The sequence below is a fragment of the Nostoc sp. UHCC 0302 genome, from assembly GCF_038096175.1.
Classification (GTDB): domain Bacteria; phylum Cyanobacteriota; class Cyanobacteriia; order Cyanobacteriales; family Nostocaceae; genus UHCC-0302.
The window spans coordinates 998,313-1,013,950 of record NZ_CP151099.1 but is presented as its reverse complement, the minus strand read 5'-3'; the positions used below and the strand labels follow the sequence as shown (position 1 = coordinate 1,013,950).

At 42.0% G+C, this 15,638-nt stretch carries 14 protein-coding genes; 10 read left to right on the top strand and 4 right to left on the bottom strand.

The genetic code is table 11. The annotated features are described in order from the left end of the window. The first annotated feature begins 363 nt into the window (after nucleotides 1–363). The gene (locus tag WKK05_RS04190) at nucleotides 364–1,347 is read left to right on the top strand and encodes a 2OG-Fe(II) oxygenase family protein (protein WP_341528530.1); all 984 of its coding nucleotides are present in this window, start codon (nucleotides 364–366) and stop codon (nucleotides 1,345–1,347) included. Nucleotides 1,348–1,566: 219 nt separating this feature from the next. Here WKK05_RS04190 and WKK05_RS04185 read toward each other — a convergent pair whose 3' ends face one another. After that, nucleotides 1,567–2,400: an aldo/keto reductase gene (locus WKK05_RS04185; protein ID WP_341528529.1), complete on the bottom strand. Its 834-nt coding sequence runs from the start codon at nucleotides 2,398–2,400 to the stop codon at nucleotides 1,567–1,569. 174 nt (nucleotides 2,401–2,574) lie between these two features. On the opposite strand from WKK05_RS04185, the gene WKK05_RS04180 reads away from it, so the two are divergent. From WKK05_RS04180 to WKK05_RS04170, 3 genes are all read left to right on the top strand, one after another. Then, complete coding sequence (locus tag WKK05_RS04180; protein ID WP_341528528.1) at nucleotides 2,575–3,846, top strand: glycosyltransferase family 4 protein; 1,272 nt, start codon at nucleotides 2,575–2,577, stop codon at nucleotides 3,844–3,846. Between the two features lie 2 nt (nucleotides 3,847–3,848). Continuing rightward, nucleotides 3,849–5,240 (top strand): MFS transporter, encoded by a 1,392-nt coding sequence (locus WKK05_RS04175; protein WP_341528527.1) that lies wholly within the window; start codon nucleotides 3,849–3,851, stop codon nucleotides 5,238–5,240. A gap of 194 nt (nucleotides 5,241–5,434) precedes the next feature. Continuing rightward, nucleotides 5,435–7,228: an ATP-binding cassette domain-containing protein gene (locus WKK05_RS04170; RefSeq protein ID WP_341528526.1), complete on the top strand. Its 1,794-nt coding sequence runs from the start codon at nucleotides 5,435–5,437 to the stop codon at nucleotides 7,226–7,228. 653 nt (nucleotides 7,229–7,881) lie between these two features. Here WKK05_RS04170 and ftsH4 read toward each other — a convergent pair. Together ftsH4 and WKK05_RS04160 are read right to left on the bottom strand one after the other, a co-directional pair. Then, nucleotides 7,882–9,768 carry an ATP-dependent zinc metalloprotease FtsH4 gene (ftsH4, locus tag WKK05_RS04165; protein WP_341528525.1) on the bottom strand — a complete coding sequence of 629 codons (1,887 nt, stop codon included), beginning with the start codon at nucleotides 9,766–9,768 and terminating at the stop codon, nucleotides 7,882–7,884. Nucleotides 9,769–9,915: 147 nt separating this feature from the next. Next, nucleotides 9,916–10,140: a DUF2949 domain-containing protein gene (locus WKK05_RS04160; protein WP_341528524.1), complete on the bottom strand. Its 225-nt coding sequence runs from the start codon at nucleotides 10,138–10,140 to the stop codon at nucleotides 9,916–9,918. A 214-nt stretch (nucleotides 10,141–10,354) separates the two neighbouring features. On the opposite strand from WKK05_RS04160, the gene WKK05_RS04155 reads away from it, so the two are divergent. The 4 genes from WKK05_RS04155 to groL all read left to right on the top strand — a co-directional run bounded on the left by WKK05_RS04155 (nucleotide 10,355) and on the right by groL (nucleotide 14,220). After that, a complete protein-coding gene (locus WKK05_RS04155; protein WP_341528523.1) occupies nucleotides 10,355–10,501 on the top strand; it encodes a hypothetical protein in 147 nt (48 codons plus the stop codon). 982 nt (nucleotides 10,502–11,483) lie between these two features. Further along, nucleotides 11,484–11,669, top strand: coding sequence for a hypothetical protein (locus WKK05_RS04150; protein WP_341528522.1), 186 nt, complete (start codon nucleotides 11,484–11,486; stop codon nucleotides 11,667–11,669). 507 nt (nucleotides 11,670–12,176) lie between these two features. After that, nucleotides 12,177–12,488 carry a co-chaperone GroES gene (gene groES / locus WKK05_RS04145; RefSeq protein ID WP_341528521.1) on the top strand — a complete coding sequence of 104 codons (312 nt, stop codon included), beginning with the start codon at nucleotides 12,177–12,179 and terminating at the stop codon, nucleotides 12,486–12,488. A gap of 97 nt (nucleotides 12,489–12,585) precedes the next feature. Further along, nucleotides 12,586–14,220, top strand: a complete 1,635-nt coding sequence (groL, locus tag WKK05_RS04140; protein ID WP_341528520.1) for a chaperonin GroEL — start codon at nucleotides 12,586–12,588, stop codon at nucleotides 14,218–14,220. Between the two features lie 519 nt (nucleotides 14,221–14,739). On the opposite strand, the gene WKK05_RS04135 is transcribed toward groL, so the two are convergent. Beyond that, nucleotides 14,740–15,006 (bottom strand): Precorrin-3B methylase, encoded by a 267-nt coding sequence (locus WKK05_RS04135; RefSeq protein ID WP_341528519.1) that lies wholly within the window; start codon nucleotides 15,004–15,006, stop codon nucleotides 14,740–14,742. Nucleotides 15,007–15,151: 145 nt separating this feature from the next. On the opposite strand from WKK05_RS04135, the gene WKK05_RS04130 reads away from it, so the two are divergent. Then, a complete protein-coding gene (locus tag WKK05_RS04130; protein WP_341528518.1) occupies nucleotides 15,152–15,379 on the top strand; it encodes a hypothetical protein in 228 nt (75 codons plus the stop codon). A gap of 47 nt (nucleotides 15,380–15,426) precedes the next feature. Continuing rightward, nucleotides 15,427–15,636, top strand: coding sequence for a hypothetical protein (locus WKK05_RS04125; protein ID WP_341528517.1), 210 nt, complete (start codon nucleotides 15,427–15,429; stop codon nucleotides 15,634–15,636). Nucleotides 15,637–15,638: the final 2 nt, after the last annotated feature.

Below are 15,638 nucleotides of genomic sequence, written 5' to 3'. Positions count from 1 at the left end.
TCGCATTAATTGTGAACAGGAAATTAACTTTTAAATCTCTTTTCTTCCCTCTTTCTTTGTGTACTTCGCGTACTTCGCGGTTCGTTTTCTTACCTATTAGTTATGAAGGGTAAATAATCAAACTACAAAGGGCGTATACTCCTACGGAGAAGCAAGCTACGCGTAGCGTCTCGTAGAGAAGAACGCAAACAAAGAAAAGAAGAGGAATAGAAAATAGGTTGACCTAGCAAAATTAATGTTACAGACCATTAGTAATTCTTTTCTTTAATTTGTGAGGTTCGTAGTGAGTGATTTATCGCTCAAATCTAAGGACTAAAGTCCTTACTACAAACTTAATCAATTTACTTCACCGACTTTTAATGTATGAACACTATTCAAAAACTCGAACAACAAACTATCACTTCCACGCAAATTCCCATCCTTGATTTCCATCAGTTTACTTTTAGTGACTTTGCTAGTAAACAGGCGATCGCTTCTCAACTTTTATGTGCAATTGAAGAAGTTGGCTGCTTTTATCTGAAAAATTGTGTGCCTCAAAATGCAATTGACCAAGCCTTTGGCAGTGCTAATGGCTTCTTTGCGCTACCAGAATTTGAAAAAAGACAACTAGCCTGGAAGGATGGAGCAGCACTAGGATACTTTTACACCAAATATAATGGTGACTTTCGGGAAGCCTTCGTGTTCGGCGAAGCAGTTTTAACAGATCGGATCGATACAGATTCCCCTGTGGCGCAGCAGGTTCATCAACACCTTGCAGACCATCCGACCTTTCATGATGCTGTGCAGCAATTATTCACAGCTTGTCATGATGCTGGTAATCGTATTCTCAAAGCGATCGCCATTGCCCTAAACTTACCAGAATCTTACTTTAGCGATCGCCATCCTCAACAAGCCGACTACGGGCTTTTACATCGCTACTATGAAGTATCTGAACCGCCAGCACCCGGAGAAGCACGCTTCGAGGAACATACAGATTGGGGCAGTCTTTCCTTACTCTTTCAGGATGAAAATGGCGGGCTAGAGGTTTGCACCAATGCCGGAGAATGGATTGCTGCGCCTCCACTTCCTAACACAGCGATAGTCTTTATTGCAGATGTCATGCAGCGATGGACAAACGATAAACTCCCTGCTACCAAACATCGGGTACTGATGCCAGCCAATGCCCGTAATCTTCCAGAAAGATACTCCTTAGCTTTCTTTCTCTCTCCTGGTGATGATACAGAGATTGCCTGTATTGAAAATTGCTTAGATACAGGCAAATCTCCTAAATACCCGCCGATCCTCACAAAAGAATATTACAAGCAAAAAACTGAAGATTTGGCAAAAAGATTTAACAGTTCTAAATGAAAGGGAACAGGTAAAAGTAAGCCGCCTGTTCTCCCCAGAAACTTCTTAATTAATGCGATGTACAACTTATTCTTAAAACCCCGCTTCCATTCCTCTCCCCGAAGCGGAGAGAGGCTTTAATTTTTGCTCACCTTACCTTCTAGAGAAGGGGTTAGGTTTGAGAGAAAGTTTCACACCACATTAATTACGAATTACGAATTACGAATTACGAATTACAAATTACCAATTATCAAGCAGGGCAATAGGTGCAGATGGTGGGGGAAAAGCAACGTCTAAAACATTCAGTTCTTCTGTTGTTAACTGCAAATCGAAGGCAGCGCGATTCTGTTCAACGTGGGCGATACTGCTGGCTTTGGGAAAGACTATCACCTCTTGATGCAACAACCAAGCGATCGCCACCTGTGCAACTGTTACGCCGCGCTGTTGGGCAATTGATTGCAATTTGGGATGTTTGAGTAGTTCACCTTGTAGCAAAGGCGAATGTGCCATGATCGGGATTCCTCTTTGCCGACACCAGGATAACAACTTCCACTCACCATTGCGATGCTGCAAATTATAGGGGATTTGATTTGTAGCAATGGCTTCACCTCCGGGTAAAGCACTGGCTTCTTCCATATCCTCAACATCAAAATTGCCAACCCCATAATCTAGAATTTTGCCGGATTGTTTCAACGTCTCAAATGCTGCCAACGTTTCTGATAACTGTACAGGCCCCCGCCAATGCAACAAATAGAGGTCGATAAAATCTGTCTGCAAGCGCCGTAAACTGTTCTCGCAAGCTGCGATCGCCCCTTGCCTAGTTGCATTGCGAGGCGCAACCTTACTCACGAGAAAGATAGATGAACGACAATTAGCGATCGCTTCGCCAATTAACGTTTCCGCCGCACCCTCACCGTAAATCTCTGCCGTATCAATCAATGTCATCCCTAAATCGATTCCGCGACGCAAAGCAGCAATCTCATTCTCACGCTGGGCGATCGCTTCACCCAGTCCCGCAGTCCCCATTCCTAATACTGGCATCAATTGACCAGATGGTAAACAGATATTTTTCATCAGCAATTTTTTAACTTAAAACTTACAAGCTAACTCCATTTATTTTCAGATATTCTTGAGCAATAAAACACAATTTTTAGATTAATTTAGAATACCAATCACCACGACTAAAAATCGGATTATTTATCACCACTAAATTCGAATTATTCCCAAAAATTATCTAAATTTCTCATTATGAAAATAGCTTTTTTTGATTATCCTGTAACTCTAGCTGAACCACCTAAAACCGGGGGAATACGCCTAGTATCTTATGCGTTTGCGCTGCGTTTGGCTCGTGCTGGCCATGAGGTTTTATTTTATGGTTCAAAAGGTCATTATCAAGAATTGGAATACCACGAAGATGGGATTACCTATCGTCGCATCCCTGAATCATGGCTCGATAAAATATTAGAACCATTAAACTTTCTTGATATCTGGAATATCTCCCATCCTCAACGACCTTTTTATGCCTCTAAATTATTTTATTGTGAATTTTACCGAAAAGTCGCCAAGGATATTCAAGCACAGCAATGTGATGTAATTCACATGAACATTGTTTTTCAATTCGTTCCCCTCATCCGTGCCTATAACCCCCAAGCTAAAATTGTCTTACATATACATAGTGATTTTCTACCATTGTTCGATCCAATAATGGTTGAACAACATCTTAAGTCAGTCGATTTAGTAATTGGATGCAGCGATTATCTAAAAAATCAGGTTCGTAAATACTTACCTCACATTAACAGCCAAACTTTATATAACGGTGCAGATACTCGTCACTTCGCTCTCCCTAATCATCACAATAGAGAAGCCAAGAAAAAAGATATTAAACAAATCCTTTTTGTGGGCAGAATCTCACCAGAGAAGGGTATACACGTTTTAATTGATGCCTTTAATAAAGTAGTGTCTCGTTATCCTCAAGTACAGCTAAAACTTGTCGGTTCAGAAACTGCATTAGTACCGTGGTACACACTTGATAGAGAAGATCCGCAAATTCAGAATATTCTTCCTTATTACCAAGGTAGCTATCGATCGCAATTGCAAGAGCGAATTGCTTCTAACGCAGCCAATTCGGTTTTTTTTCTGGGAAAAGTTCCCCATTTCGAGCTATTTGAGTATTATCAGCAAGCAGATATATTTATTTTTCCATCTGTTTGGAATGAGGCATTTGGAATGCCGATTATCGAAGCAATGTCGATGGGATTGCCTGTTATTGCTACCCGTGGCGGTGCTTTCCCCGAACTGATAGAGGATGGGAAAACAGGATTATTGGTCGAACGCGGGAATGTGGATGCTTTAGCCGATGCAATGCTGCGGCTGCTTTTAGATGACAATCTCAGAATTGCAATGGGAGAACTTGGAAACCGCGAAGCAGTTGAAAAGTTTGATTGGGATCATCAGGCGCAAAAGCTATTGCACCAATATCAAGCAATGAAAAATTTGAATATGCATACACTTAGGAGTTGATCGTGTTAGCAATTATAGAAAAAACGCCACTAACTATTTTCCGTGAGATGAAACTGTTTATCATCGTTTGGGTGGGACAGCTCATTGCATCTATTGGTAGCAGCATCACCGCATTTGCTTTGGATGTTTGGGTTTACGAACATACAGGTTCTGTCACCCAATTTGCTCTTATTACCCTTTCCAATACTTTACCTCTAATCTTACTTGCACCTGTAGCTGGGTTATTAGTGGATCGGTGGGATCGGAGATGGACAATGATTCTCAGCGATTTATTTGCAACTTTAGCAACAGTGGCGATCGGTGCTTTATTTATCATTGGTCGATTGGAAGTGTGGCACATTTACTTAGCCAATACCTTCAGTGCTATCTTTATGGCTTTTCAGATACCCGCTTTCATCGCTTCCATAACCCTACTAGTACCAAAACAGCACCTTGGTCGTGCGAATGGAATGCTGAGTTTCATGAATGGTACGGCGCGGCTTGTTGCACCACCTTTAGGAGGTATCTTACTAGGGATGATTTCTCTGCAAGGGATTATTGTGCTGCATTTAACTACCGTATTTTTGAGTATTACTCTTTTGTTGCTGGTTCAGTTTCCTAAATCCAGCACTCCTGCTGTTGCAATTGAGGAAAGTTCTTTTCTTAAAGAAACAACTTATGGATTAACCTATTTATTGGCTCGACCAGGACTACTAGGAGTGTTAATCATCTCAGCTTATAGCCTTTTTCTCATAGGATGTGTTCAGGTTATAACTATACCTCTGGTTTTATCTTTTGCTCCCGTAACAGTTTTAGGGACTATTCTTTCGCTCTTTGGCGTTGCTATTTTAGCAGGGGGTTTACTGATTGGTATCTGGGGAGGTCTAGAGCGTAACATAAATACGATATATAGCTGTATGCTGCTCACGGGTGTGTTTCTTATCGTTGCCGGTTTGCAAGCTTCTATTTTTGTTTTCATTGTCGGCATCTTCTTATTCTTTTTGATCCGACCAATAATTGCTAGTTCAACCCAAGCTATTTTTCAGTCGAAAGTAGAACCATTAGTGCAGGGTAGAGTCTTTTCTATTAAAGGAGCGATCGAAGCTGTAGGTTTACCTCTAGGCTATATTACGATAGGGCCTTTGGCAGAAAAGGTGTTTGAACCCTTAATGGCTACTGATGGTTTTTTGGCAGGTAGTATCGGACAAATTATTGGTGTCGGCACAGGTCGTGGTATGGGACTTCTGTGCATCATCATGGGAATTTTGACTATTTCAGCAACTTGTATTGCCTACTTCTACCCTCGCCTACGACTTGTGGAAGATGAACTACCTGATGTGATTGATGAAGTTGCGTTGGCTAGGCCCGCCGCAGGCATCGCAGCTATAACGACCTCAGCTTTGCCGAAGGTCTGAGAGGATATCTTACTCAAACCCTTATTCTTTAGTTCCAGTTTGTGCCATCTTTATCTAACTCAAAGCAAACTAGGCAAGGATGATTTCTAAAAAAGCAATAGCTAAAAAGCTTATCCAATAATATTTTCAGGCTATATTTGCCTTGACTTCAGTGATACAGTAATAGAAAATTTTCGACGTACTTATTATAAAATATGCAAGCCCAAGTTCTTCGCAATCAAGCCTTAAAAGATACTACTTCGCCATTTTCGGCTTTTAATCAATTTTGGGAGAATGTTAGAGCGATCGCAGGGCCTTATTGGTATCCAACAGAGCCAGGAGACAGAGCATTTTCAGACGTGATTCGCGCATGGGGGATGCTTATTCTCTTGATCTTATTAATAATCGCACTTGTGGGCGTAGCTGCCTTCAATACCTTCATTAGTAACTATTTAGTCAATGTCATCATTGAAGAGAAAGATATTACTAAGTTTACTCAAACCTTGTCAGTTTATGGCGTTAGCCTGATCTGCGTAACCTTCTTGGTAGGATTTTCTAAATTTGTCAGAAAAAAAATTGCTCTTGATTGGTACAAATGGCTAAATAATCGCACATTATCAAAATATTTGAGTAAACGTGCTTATTATAGAATTAACTTTAAATCTGATATTGATAACCCAGATCAACGTATATCCCAAGAAATTGAACCCATTACCAATAATGCTCTAACTTTTTCAGCTACTTTCTTAGAAAAAGTGCTGGAAATGACGGCTTTTTTAGTAATTGTTTGGTCAATTTCCCAACAGATCGCTGTAGTTATGCTTGTTTATACGGTTATAGGAAATTTGATTGCTATTTACTTAACTCAAGAGTTGAATAAGATTAATCAAGAGGAACTTGAACTTAAAGCTGAATATAATTATTCCTTAACTCATGTTCGTAATCACGCTGAATCGATAGCTTTTTTTCAAGGAGAAAACCAAGAATCAAATATAATTCAGCGCCGATTCAGTAATCTCCTAAAAAATATTGAACGCAAGATTAATTGGGAAAGAGGTAAGGAAATTTTTAACAGAGGATATCAGGCTATTATCCAAATATTTCCGTTTCTAGTACTTGGCCCATTATATATTAATGGTGAAATTGATTTCGGACAAGTTGGCCAAGCCAGTTTAGCTACTGGTTTGTTTGCTAATGCTATGGCAGAATTAATCAATGAATTTGGAACTTCTGGGCGATTTTCGAGTTATGTTGAGCGTTTAGCTGAGTTTTCAGATGCGTTAAAAGCTGTTACCAAAGAACCAGAGAATGTTAGTACGATTAAAATTATAGAAGAGAATCGTCTTGCTTTTGAGAATGTTACTTTACAAACGCCCAACTATGAACAGGTAATCGTCGAAGACTTATCCCTATCTGTTCAACCGGGAGAAGGTTTATTGATTGTTGGGCCAAGCGGTCGAGGTAAAAGTTCTTTATTGCGAGCGATCGCTGGTTTGTGGAACGCCGGAACTGGCCGTTTAGTGCGACCTCCATTAGAAGAAGTTTTATTTTTACCCCAACGTCCTTACATAATTTTGGGAACTTTGCGGGAACAATTGCTCTATCCTAACACCAGTCGTCAAATGACTGATGCAGAACTCAAAGAAGTTTTGCAACAGGTCAACCTACAAAACTTACTTACCCGCGTCGATGGCTTTGATACAGAAGTTTCTTGGGAGAATATATTATCGATAGGAGAACAACAACGTCTTGCTTTCGCAAGACTGTTAGTTACTCATCCTAGCTTTACTATATTGGATGAAGCAACAAGTGCTTTAGATTTGGAAAATGAAGGAAGGTTATATCAACAGTTACAAAAGACAAAAACAACATTTATCAGTGTTGGCCATCGGGAAAGCCTGTTTGATTATCATCAATGGGTTTTGGAACTTTCACAAGATTCCAGTTGGCAACTTGTGACTGTGCAAGATTATCGGACTCAAAAAGAAATTGTCACTATCGGCACTTAGACAAAAATTAACCCCAAATGAAGCCCAAACTAGCTTTATAAGTGTGACTTGAATGAAAAAATGAGCTTTTAGCTCACTTTATGGGTTTTTGTTAGCTTTTGATACTGGTGGCGGAATATTGCTTATGCTCCATCAAGAGTTATTTAGCCCTGTTGTGTCACTCTCGGAAAACAATAATCGAAGCAAATACCTTGAGTCTGAATTGAAATATGTTCTGTTAAACAGTTAACTACTTCATTTAAGGTTTTACTATTAGTTAAAACTGGCTGTGTTGCAGTCATAGCAAAACTAAATTATCCTCAAAATCAAAAATTTTGCGTTTTTACCTCCATACTTTACAAAAATTGCATACCACAGTACCAGAACTATATTCTGGTGGGATTCTGGTGGGAGCCTAACCCTTAACTTTCTAGCTGATTAATTAGTTTTACTTATTTAAAGTTAGTCAAGGATTTTTCTAAAAACTGTATCTAAGAATATGGTTTTTTCGACGACAATCAGTTTTTCAGATATCAATCACGGAGCGATCGCAGAACTTTTAGGTCTACTGACAGTTGCTTAGCTCAATTAGTTATTGAGACTACAGATAAAAGCGGAACCATTGTGTTGGATTCCGCTGGTTATGTAATCAACGCTCGCCTACCAAGATCAAGTTAAGATGCAAAGGAGCCAGCAGCTAGCTCGGTTAACGGTTTAACTTGACTCAGCAGACTGTGCAGTTTCTCGCCTTCAATAACTTCTGTTTGCAAAAGTTCAGTGGCGATCGTTTCTAGCAAGTCTCGATTATTTTTGAGGATCTCCAGGGCTTGTTCGTGGGCTGTTTCCACAATTTCCTTGACTTCGCTATCAATGGCTTTGGCTGTATCTTCACTCATCGACCGCCGGGGATTAGTACCACCATTGCCGAGGAACATTGCTTGTTGTCCTTGTTGATAAGCCAGTGGCCCCAAGACTTTACTCATCCCGTAAGTGGTTACCATCCGTTCTGCTAAATCTGTTGCCCGTTGCAAATCGTTAGCAGCACCTGTTGTAATACTGTTAAACACAATCTCCTCAGCAGAACGTCCTCCCAGCAAGGTAGCAATTTGACCCCGCAGTTCTGTTTCATTCATCAAAAAGCGGTCTTCGGTGGGTAATTGCAAAGTGTAGCCCAAAGCTGCCATCCCACGGGGAATAATCGAAATCTTTTCCACACGACCACTTCCTGGGATTAATGCACCGACCATTGCATGACCAACTTCATGGTAGGCAACAATCTTTTTCTCAGTCTCGTTCATCACTCGACTCTTCTTCTCTAAACCTGCTACGACTCGCTCAATTGCTTCATTAAAGTCTTCTTGAGCAACCATTTTACGTTGATTGCGTGCTGCTAATAATGCAGCTTCATTCACCAAGTTTGCTAAATCTGCCCCAGCAAAACCAGGAGTACGAGTAGCGATCGCTTTTAAATTTACATCATCTCCTAGTTTCACCTTTTGAGCGTGAATCTTGAGAATTGCCTCACGTCCAGATAAATCAGGACGGTCTACCAACACTTGGCGGTCAAAGCGACCTGGACGTAGCAATGCCGGGTCAAGGGTTTCCGGGCGGTTGGTAGCTGCCAACACAATCACCGTTGCATCCCCAGCAGCAAACCCATCCATCTCCGTTAGTAACTGGTTGAGAGTCTGTTCGCGCTCATCGTTACCACCATAGAAGCCATTACTGCTACGAGACTTGCCGATCGCATCTAGTTCATCAATAAATACAATACAAGGAGCCTGCTTCTTCGCCTGCTCAAACAAATCCCGCACTCTAGAAGAACCCACTCCAACAAATAGTTCCACAAATTCCGAACCAGAAATACTGAAGAATGGAACACCGGCTTCTCCTGCTACGGCTTTAGCTAAAAGCGTTTTACCTGTACCAGGAGGCCCTATCAACAGTACACCTTTAGGAATCTTGGCTCCGATTTGGGTAAAGCGTGCCGGAGTCTTGAGGAAGTCTACGATTTCTACTAACTCAGTCTTAGCTTCTTCTACTCCAGCCACATCTGCGAAGGTAATTTTAGCTGATTCACCTTCAACGTAAACCTTAGCTTTGCTCTTACCAATCGATAATACTCCTTGCGGGCCACCACCACCGCCACGGGCGATAAAGAACTGCCAAATAGCAACAAAAATCAGCGGCGGAATCACCCAACCTATGACGGTTGTCAACCAACTGCCCTTGGGTGGAGGTGCTGCGGCGAATTCAACTCCTTTTGATTCAAGCAGCTTGGGCAACTCTAAATCAAAGATGGGTGTAGTCACAAACACTTGGCCAGGCTCAGAGTTCTCTGTTTTTAACTCGTAGCGTATCTGGTTTTGACCAACAGAAACACGGTTGACTTCTCCTTCCTGTACTTGATGAATAAATAGGCTGTAGGGAACGCCAGCAGGGCCAGAAGCAAATAAATTAGGCAAAAAGAAATTTAAGAGCAAAAATAACCCTGATACAGCCAGTAATACGTTGGCAATAATCCGAGACCGAGGTGGCTTAGGCTGTTCTTTAATTGTCATTTATGTTACCAATCTTTAGAGTTAAAACTGCAAATAGGGCATTGGGCATTGAGAGTGCCGAGAGACGCGATTATACTCTTACGAGAAGCCGCTCTTCGAGCGTCTACGCGTCTGTATAGGAGTCAGGAGTCAAGAGTTATTTCTCCCTCATCTCCCCCACTCCCCCACTCCCCCACTCTCCCAATCCCCAGCCCCCTCTAGCCAATCAAAAATTTGAGCTAACTGATCTAGTGTCACTAGCCCATACTGCCAAAGAGTTATGGCTAAATAGTTGGGTGTTTGCTCACAATGTCGCAAGGCAAAGGTAATCACTCCGTCAGGAACACCTAACTCTTCTTCTAAAAAATGAACTAATTGGTTTCTAGCTGTCATAGTAATGTTAAATAATGTTAAATATGTTTTATTTTTGACGAAGCTTGAGAATTTTAATTAGAAACTGGTCAAAAACGTAGTTGCACTACGACCAGTCAGGATTTACAGAATTATGAGAAAGACAAATCCAATCATCGACTAGCGACGATTGAGTTTTTTGAGATACTCAGTCAAACCCAACTGAGGCTCTTGTGTGACGTACATTTGCAGTCCTATGGCGTACCCACTGGACGTAGGCGATCGCCGCTCCAAGAGGCAGTGGCAAAACCAATCACAAAGTTATTCAGTTTGTCGTCAGCGTCCAGGATATTACCACTTTTTATGTGTTTTCCTAGTTAACAATGTTTGCGACCCTTTTTAATTTATGTAACTTAACTTAACAATTAAATTAATCTTTGTGAACTAAAATCCAAATACGGTTTTCCGTACTTAAAAGATTGCTTAAGAAGCAGCCATAAGGATCTGCTGGGGCGAGGAGGCAGTAAATTGGAGCAGTTCTGCAAAGAGAAATCTCAGCGGAGGGTTAGCCTAGGCTAGGCTAATGCGAGGTTCTTTCCCTTGTGGCAATCCCTGGCTTGTAGAGGTGTTGGGGTCGCAGAGAATAAGCGTCCCGAACCCGGAGGGCAGCATCTGGCGTTTAACAGTAAGAGGAGATGCGATTCTTCCGACTACTTTTATGAGAAAGGACAATTAAGCAGATGCAATAAACACGTAACACTTGAAGGTAATTTAATAATTAGACAATAAGCCTTTAAGGAAACGAAACAGCCCTACCTTTTAAAGGGTTCCCCAGCTTGTAGACGCCTGTAGGCGTGCTTTACGCGGCTTACTGACGGGTAGCAAGTGGCGTTAATTTATAGTGATGGAATAACGTTTTGGATTGCAGAGATGTATCTACACAGTAGGCCGCAACCAGGGGAATATTCCAGGGATAAGTAGGAAAATGAAAATAAATCGTGTCATTGCGAGCAAAGCAATTTCAAATAAAATCGGCTGCTTTGTTTCACTCACAGTGAGAGTATTATATTGTATTGTGTCTCCTACTTAAACAAGATTACCGAACAAAAATTATCCTAACTTAGTTGAGATTTATCGCTACCTGCTGTGGTTTTGGCTCTGAGCAGGAATTTATCATTACCGCGTTCTCCATTGCCACAATTTCTAACTCAGCTTCTGGATGATTTTCTGCGAGGTTTTTGAAAGCAATGGCGACGACAGCACAAGGGTCAACACCTTGATTATGATATTTTGACCGAAAAATTCCCTAGCGATGTTTTACTTGCAGAGGCTGTGGCAATGTGGATATAGGCACAGCACAATAACTTGTATTACAGGAAATACTTATGAACCGCTCAAAAATAGTTGCCATTATTACAGGCGCGATTTCTGTTATTTTAGCGATCGCCTACCTGATCTTAGTCCAACTACTGGACTACCGGGACATGAAACCCGCCCCTATCAGCCAAACTGACTTAGCACCAGCCATGATTTCTCAGAGTTGGCAGATTGACAAAATTGCTCAGGTATAAATTAGATTTGGCAGATTTCAAGAGACGCACTTGAGTGCGTCTCTTGTTATTTATATTAATAATCTCGAAAAATGGTTACTCTCATCAAATCGCGTTACTCCCGATGAGAGTAAATTACGGTCGCTATGCTGTTCAGTTGCAGCCTTATGAAGTTAAAGCTGTGCCGCGTTATTTTCTGATTCTGGCTAAAAAGCAGGAAAGGTAGCCGTTACACATTGACTTTATGGCTATATTTAATTACTATTGCCACTTTATTTAGTACCGATTATTAAAAATTAATTGTCTTTTTTCTAAGGTGTTGCTCACTGAAACACGGAAAAGGATGTCTAAAGGTAAAAGCCGGAAATAATTATCTACTCATACTTTAGTAAACTAGCCTGCTTGCTCTTTAGTGCGGGAAACCGTACTCAATAAACTATTGCTATTACACATCAAATACAGATAAATTAGCACTCAGGAGTTGAGAGTGCTAAACTCTAGATAAATTAAATTTATGGAGAATTTAATATGGCAGCTGTATCTCTAAGCGTTTCTACAGTTAAACCTTTAGGCGATCGCATTTTTGTAAAAGTAAGCGCCCCTGAAGAAAAAACCGCAGGTGGTCTGTATTTACCTGATAACGCCCAGGAAAAGCCCCAGGTAGGAGAAGTAGTTGCTCTTGGCCCTGGCAAGCGTAATGACGACGGTAGCCGTCAAGAATTAGACATTAAAGTCGGCGATAAGGTGTTGTACTCCAAGTACGGTGGTACTGACATTAAGCTTGGCACCGAAGAATACGTACTACTTGCTGAAAAGGATATTTTAGCAGTCGTCATCTAAAGGTATGTGGGTTATGGCACACGGGAACAATGCCCAAATCCTAATCCCCAATTCCTAGCTACATACAAAATTGACTCAATCGCTTATTTGGACATATATGGCAAAGCGCATTATCTACAATGAAAACGCCCGTCGCGCCTTAGAACGTGGCATTGATATTCTGGCTGAGGCCGTAGCTGTTACCCTTGGCCCCAGAGGTCGTAACGTAGTTCTAGAAAAGAAATTTGGCGCACCGCAGATTGTGAATGACGGTGTAACCATCGCTAAAGAAATCGAATTAGAAGACCACATTGAAAACACTGGTGTGGCTCTGATTCGTCAAGCTGCTTCTAAGACTAACGACGCTGCGGGTGATGGCACTACCACCGCCATAGTCTTAGCTCACGCGCTTATCAAGGAAGGCTTGCGGAACGTTGCAGCTGGTTCAAATGCGATTTTGCTCAAACGTGGTATTGATAAAGCCACGACTTTTCTGGTAGAGAAAATTGCTGAACACGCTCGTCCTGTAGAAGATTCTAAATCTATTGCTCAAGTTGGTGCAATCTCTGCTGGTAACGACGAAGAAGTCGGTCAGATGATTGCCGAAGCAATGGACAAGGTGGGCAAGGAAGGCGTAATTTCCCTAGAAGAAGGGAAATCTATGTTTACAGAATTGGAAATCACCGAAGGGATGCGCTTTGATAAAGGCTATATCTCTCCATACTTTGCCACCAATACTGAGCGGATGGAAGCGGTTTTTGATGAGCCTTACCTGCTGCTGACCGATAAGAAAATCACTTTGTTACAAGACTTAGTGCCAATCTTAGAACAAGTAGCTCGTGCTGGTCGTCCTTTGGTGATTATCGCCGAAGACATTGAAAAAGAAGCTTTGGCAACCTTGGTGGTTAACCGTTTGCGCGGTGTGCTGAATGTAGCTGCTGTTAAGGCTCCTGGCTTTGGCGATCGCCGCAAAGCTCTACTAGAAGATATTGCTGTATTGACTGGTGGTCAACTGATTACCGAAGATGCTGGTCTGAAGCTAGACAATATCAAGCTCGATAGCCTGGGCAAAGCTCGTCGCATCACCATTACCAAAGACAGCACCGTCATTGTTGCTGAAGGTAACGAAGCTGCTGTTAAGGGTAGAATCGAGCAGATTCGCCGTCAAATTGAAGAAACCGAATCTTCTTACGACCAAGAGAAACTACAAGAGCGTCTTGCTAAACTGGCTGGTGGTGTTGCAGTGGTAAAAGTCGGTGCAGCCACTGAAACCGAAATGAAAGACAAGAAACTGCGCCTAGAAGATGCAATCAACGCTACCAAAGCTGCTGTAGAAGAAGGTATCGTTCCTGGTGGTGGTACAACTCTAGCTCACCTCGCTCCTGAACTTGCTGAGTGGGCAAACAGCAACTTGACAGGTGAAGAGTTGACTGGTGCATTGATTGTAGTTCGTGCTTTGCCTGCGCCTCTAAAGCGGATTGCTGAAAACGCCGGTCAAAATGGTGCGGTCATTGCTGAACGTGTCAAAGAGAAGGAATTTAATGTAGGCTATAACGCTGCAACCAACGAGTTTGTCGATTTGTTGGCTGCTGGTATTGTTGATCCTGCCAAGGTGACTCGTTCTGCTCTGCAAAACGCTGCTTCCATCGCTGGTATGGTGTTGACAACCGAATGTATTGTAGTTGACAAACCTGAGTCTAACGACAACGCTCCTGGTGCTGCTAGCATGGGCGGCGGTGACTACGATTACTAATACTCTGTAGTCAATCTCTTGTTTGTAAAAACAGCCACTTCTACTGAAGTGGCTGTTTTTATTTAGAAGAAAGAACTCAGAGTCAGGTGGTCGCACCTCGACTGCGCTCGGTGGTCGCCGAGCGCAGCCGAGGTGAGCAAGAATTCAGAATTGAATGGGAGTACGACTGGCGGATGTAGCTTGCTTCTCCGTAAGAGTATAAAAGGGTTTAAGTCGAATGGCACTAAGTTAAGCACAAACCCTTGATATAACTGGATGAGAGGGTGTGGGGTGTAGGGTGTGGGGTGTGGGGAATTAAGAAGATGTTAAACTCCGCCGCCCAACTAAAATTTAATTGTCTTAAACACAAACCTGCAACCCTACCCCCAACAAAGAGCCCTGACGAGGTTTGACCTTTTCTTAGTGCCATTCGGTTTAAGTCCACTAACAAATTTTCAATTTGGTGGTCTTCGCTCAGATGTTGTAACATCCTTTCTCGAACCTACCCTTGTGAATATTTGGGCGGTGAACCAATTGAAATTATTTTAATTTTCGTACCGACTTAGGCGGCGTTCGGTGAGCGCCAAAGTATTTCTCACTGCGATAGCGTAACCACACCCGTAACGCTTGGGGAATTCTCTCTTTTTGTTCCTTGCTCAGGGTGTTGTAAAGTGCTAACGCACGATCTCGCTCACCTCGACAGGCAGCGTTATTGTGGGCATCCCAATAGCTGCGGGCTACCCGAATCCGCCGACAAACTTCCTTGATCAACGCTTCTCCCGTAAGTGGAGTGTCCTGCTTTGCCATACTCAGCTGCTATAGGTTTCTAATGCGATCGTAGCGAGTCAGACTTCTTGTAATAGTATAGGAGTGATAATTGCTTGTGTGCATCTTCACTCAAAGAGATAATTTGATTAAGAGTGGTTGCGTCCATATACACCATATACAAAGGATGCAAAAAGCTCTTACGGAGATGAATATACAATTACATCGTGTCATTAGTGATATTACAGGTACTATTGGCTTGAGTATAATTCGAGTAATTGTATCTGGAAAGCGTAATCCCATCAAATTGACTGGCTTTAAAGATGGACGTATTAAAGCTAGCGTCGAAGAAATAGCTGCATCCTTAACAGGAGATTATCGATTTGCGTATGGCTGCACAAAGCCTATGCCGTAGTCATTCTGCTTTAGGTGCTGACTACCGTCGTATATAATCCCGGATGGGTGCTCCAAAGCCAATTACCGCTACTGTTCATAAACTCGCACGCATTTTTTATCGCCTTTGGACATCTGGCGATCGCTATACTCACCTTCGTTATAGATGCTTACGAGCAAAAATATCGAGAGCGCACGCTGAAAAACCTAAAGAAAAAAGCTCAAGTTTTTGGCTTAGAACTTATCCCTATTTCCAACACTACAGAATGTGTTTCTTAGGA

Bases quoted from the DNA above. Each gene is read 5' to 3' on its own strand.
- WKK05_RS04190 (WP_341528530.1), top strand. From the start codon at position 364: ATGAACACTATTCAAAAACTCGAACAACAAACTATCACTTCCACGCAA.
- WKK05_RS04185 (WP_341528529.1), bottom strand. From the start codon at position 2,400: ATGAAAAATATCTGTTTACCATCTGGTCAATTGATGCCAGTATTAGGA.
- WKK05_RS04180 (WP_341528528.1), top strand. From the start codon at position 2,575: ATGAAAATAGCTTTTTTTGATTATCCTGTAACTCTAGCTGAACCACCT.
- WKK05_RS04170 (WP_341528526.1), top strand. From the start codon at position 5,435: ATGCAAGCCCAAGTTCTTCGCAATCAAGCCTTAAAAGATACTACTTCG.
- ftsH4 (WP_341528525.1), bottom strand. From the start codon at position 9,768: ATGACAATTAAAGAACAGCCTAAGCCACCTCGGTCTCGGATTATTGCC.
- WKK05_RS04160 (WP_341528524.1), bottom strand. From the start codon at position 10,140: ATGACAGCTAGAAACCAATTAGTTCATTTTTTAGAAGAAGAGTTAGGT.
- WKK05_RS04155 (WP_341528523.1), top strand. From the start codon at position 10,355: ATGGCGTACCCACTGGACGTAGGCGATCGCCGCTCCAAGAGGCAGTGG.
- WKK05_RS04150 (WP_341528522.1), top strand. From the start codon at position 11,484: ATGAACCGCTCAAAAATAGTTGCCATTATTACAGGCGCGATTTCTGTT.
- groES (WP_341528521.1), top strand. From the start codon at position 12,177: ATGGCAGCTGTATCTCTAAGCGTTTCTACAGTTAAACCTTTAGGCGAT.
- groL (WP_341528520.1), top strand. From the start codon at position 12,586: ATGGCAAAGCGCATTATCTACAATGAAAACGCCCGTCGCGCCTTAGAA.
- WKK05_RS04135 (WP_341528519.1), bottom strand. From the start codon at position 15,006: ATGGCAAAGCAGGACACTCCACTTACGGGAGAAGCGTTGATCAAGGAA.
- WKK05_RS04130 (WP_341528518.1), top strand. From the start codon at position 15,152: ATGCAAAAAGCTCTTACGGAGATGAATATACAATTACATCGTGTCATT.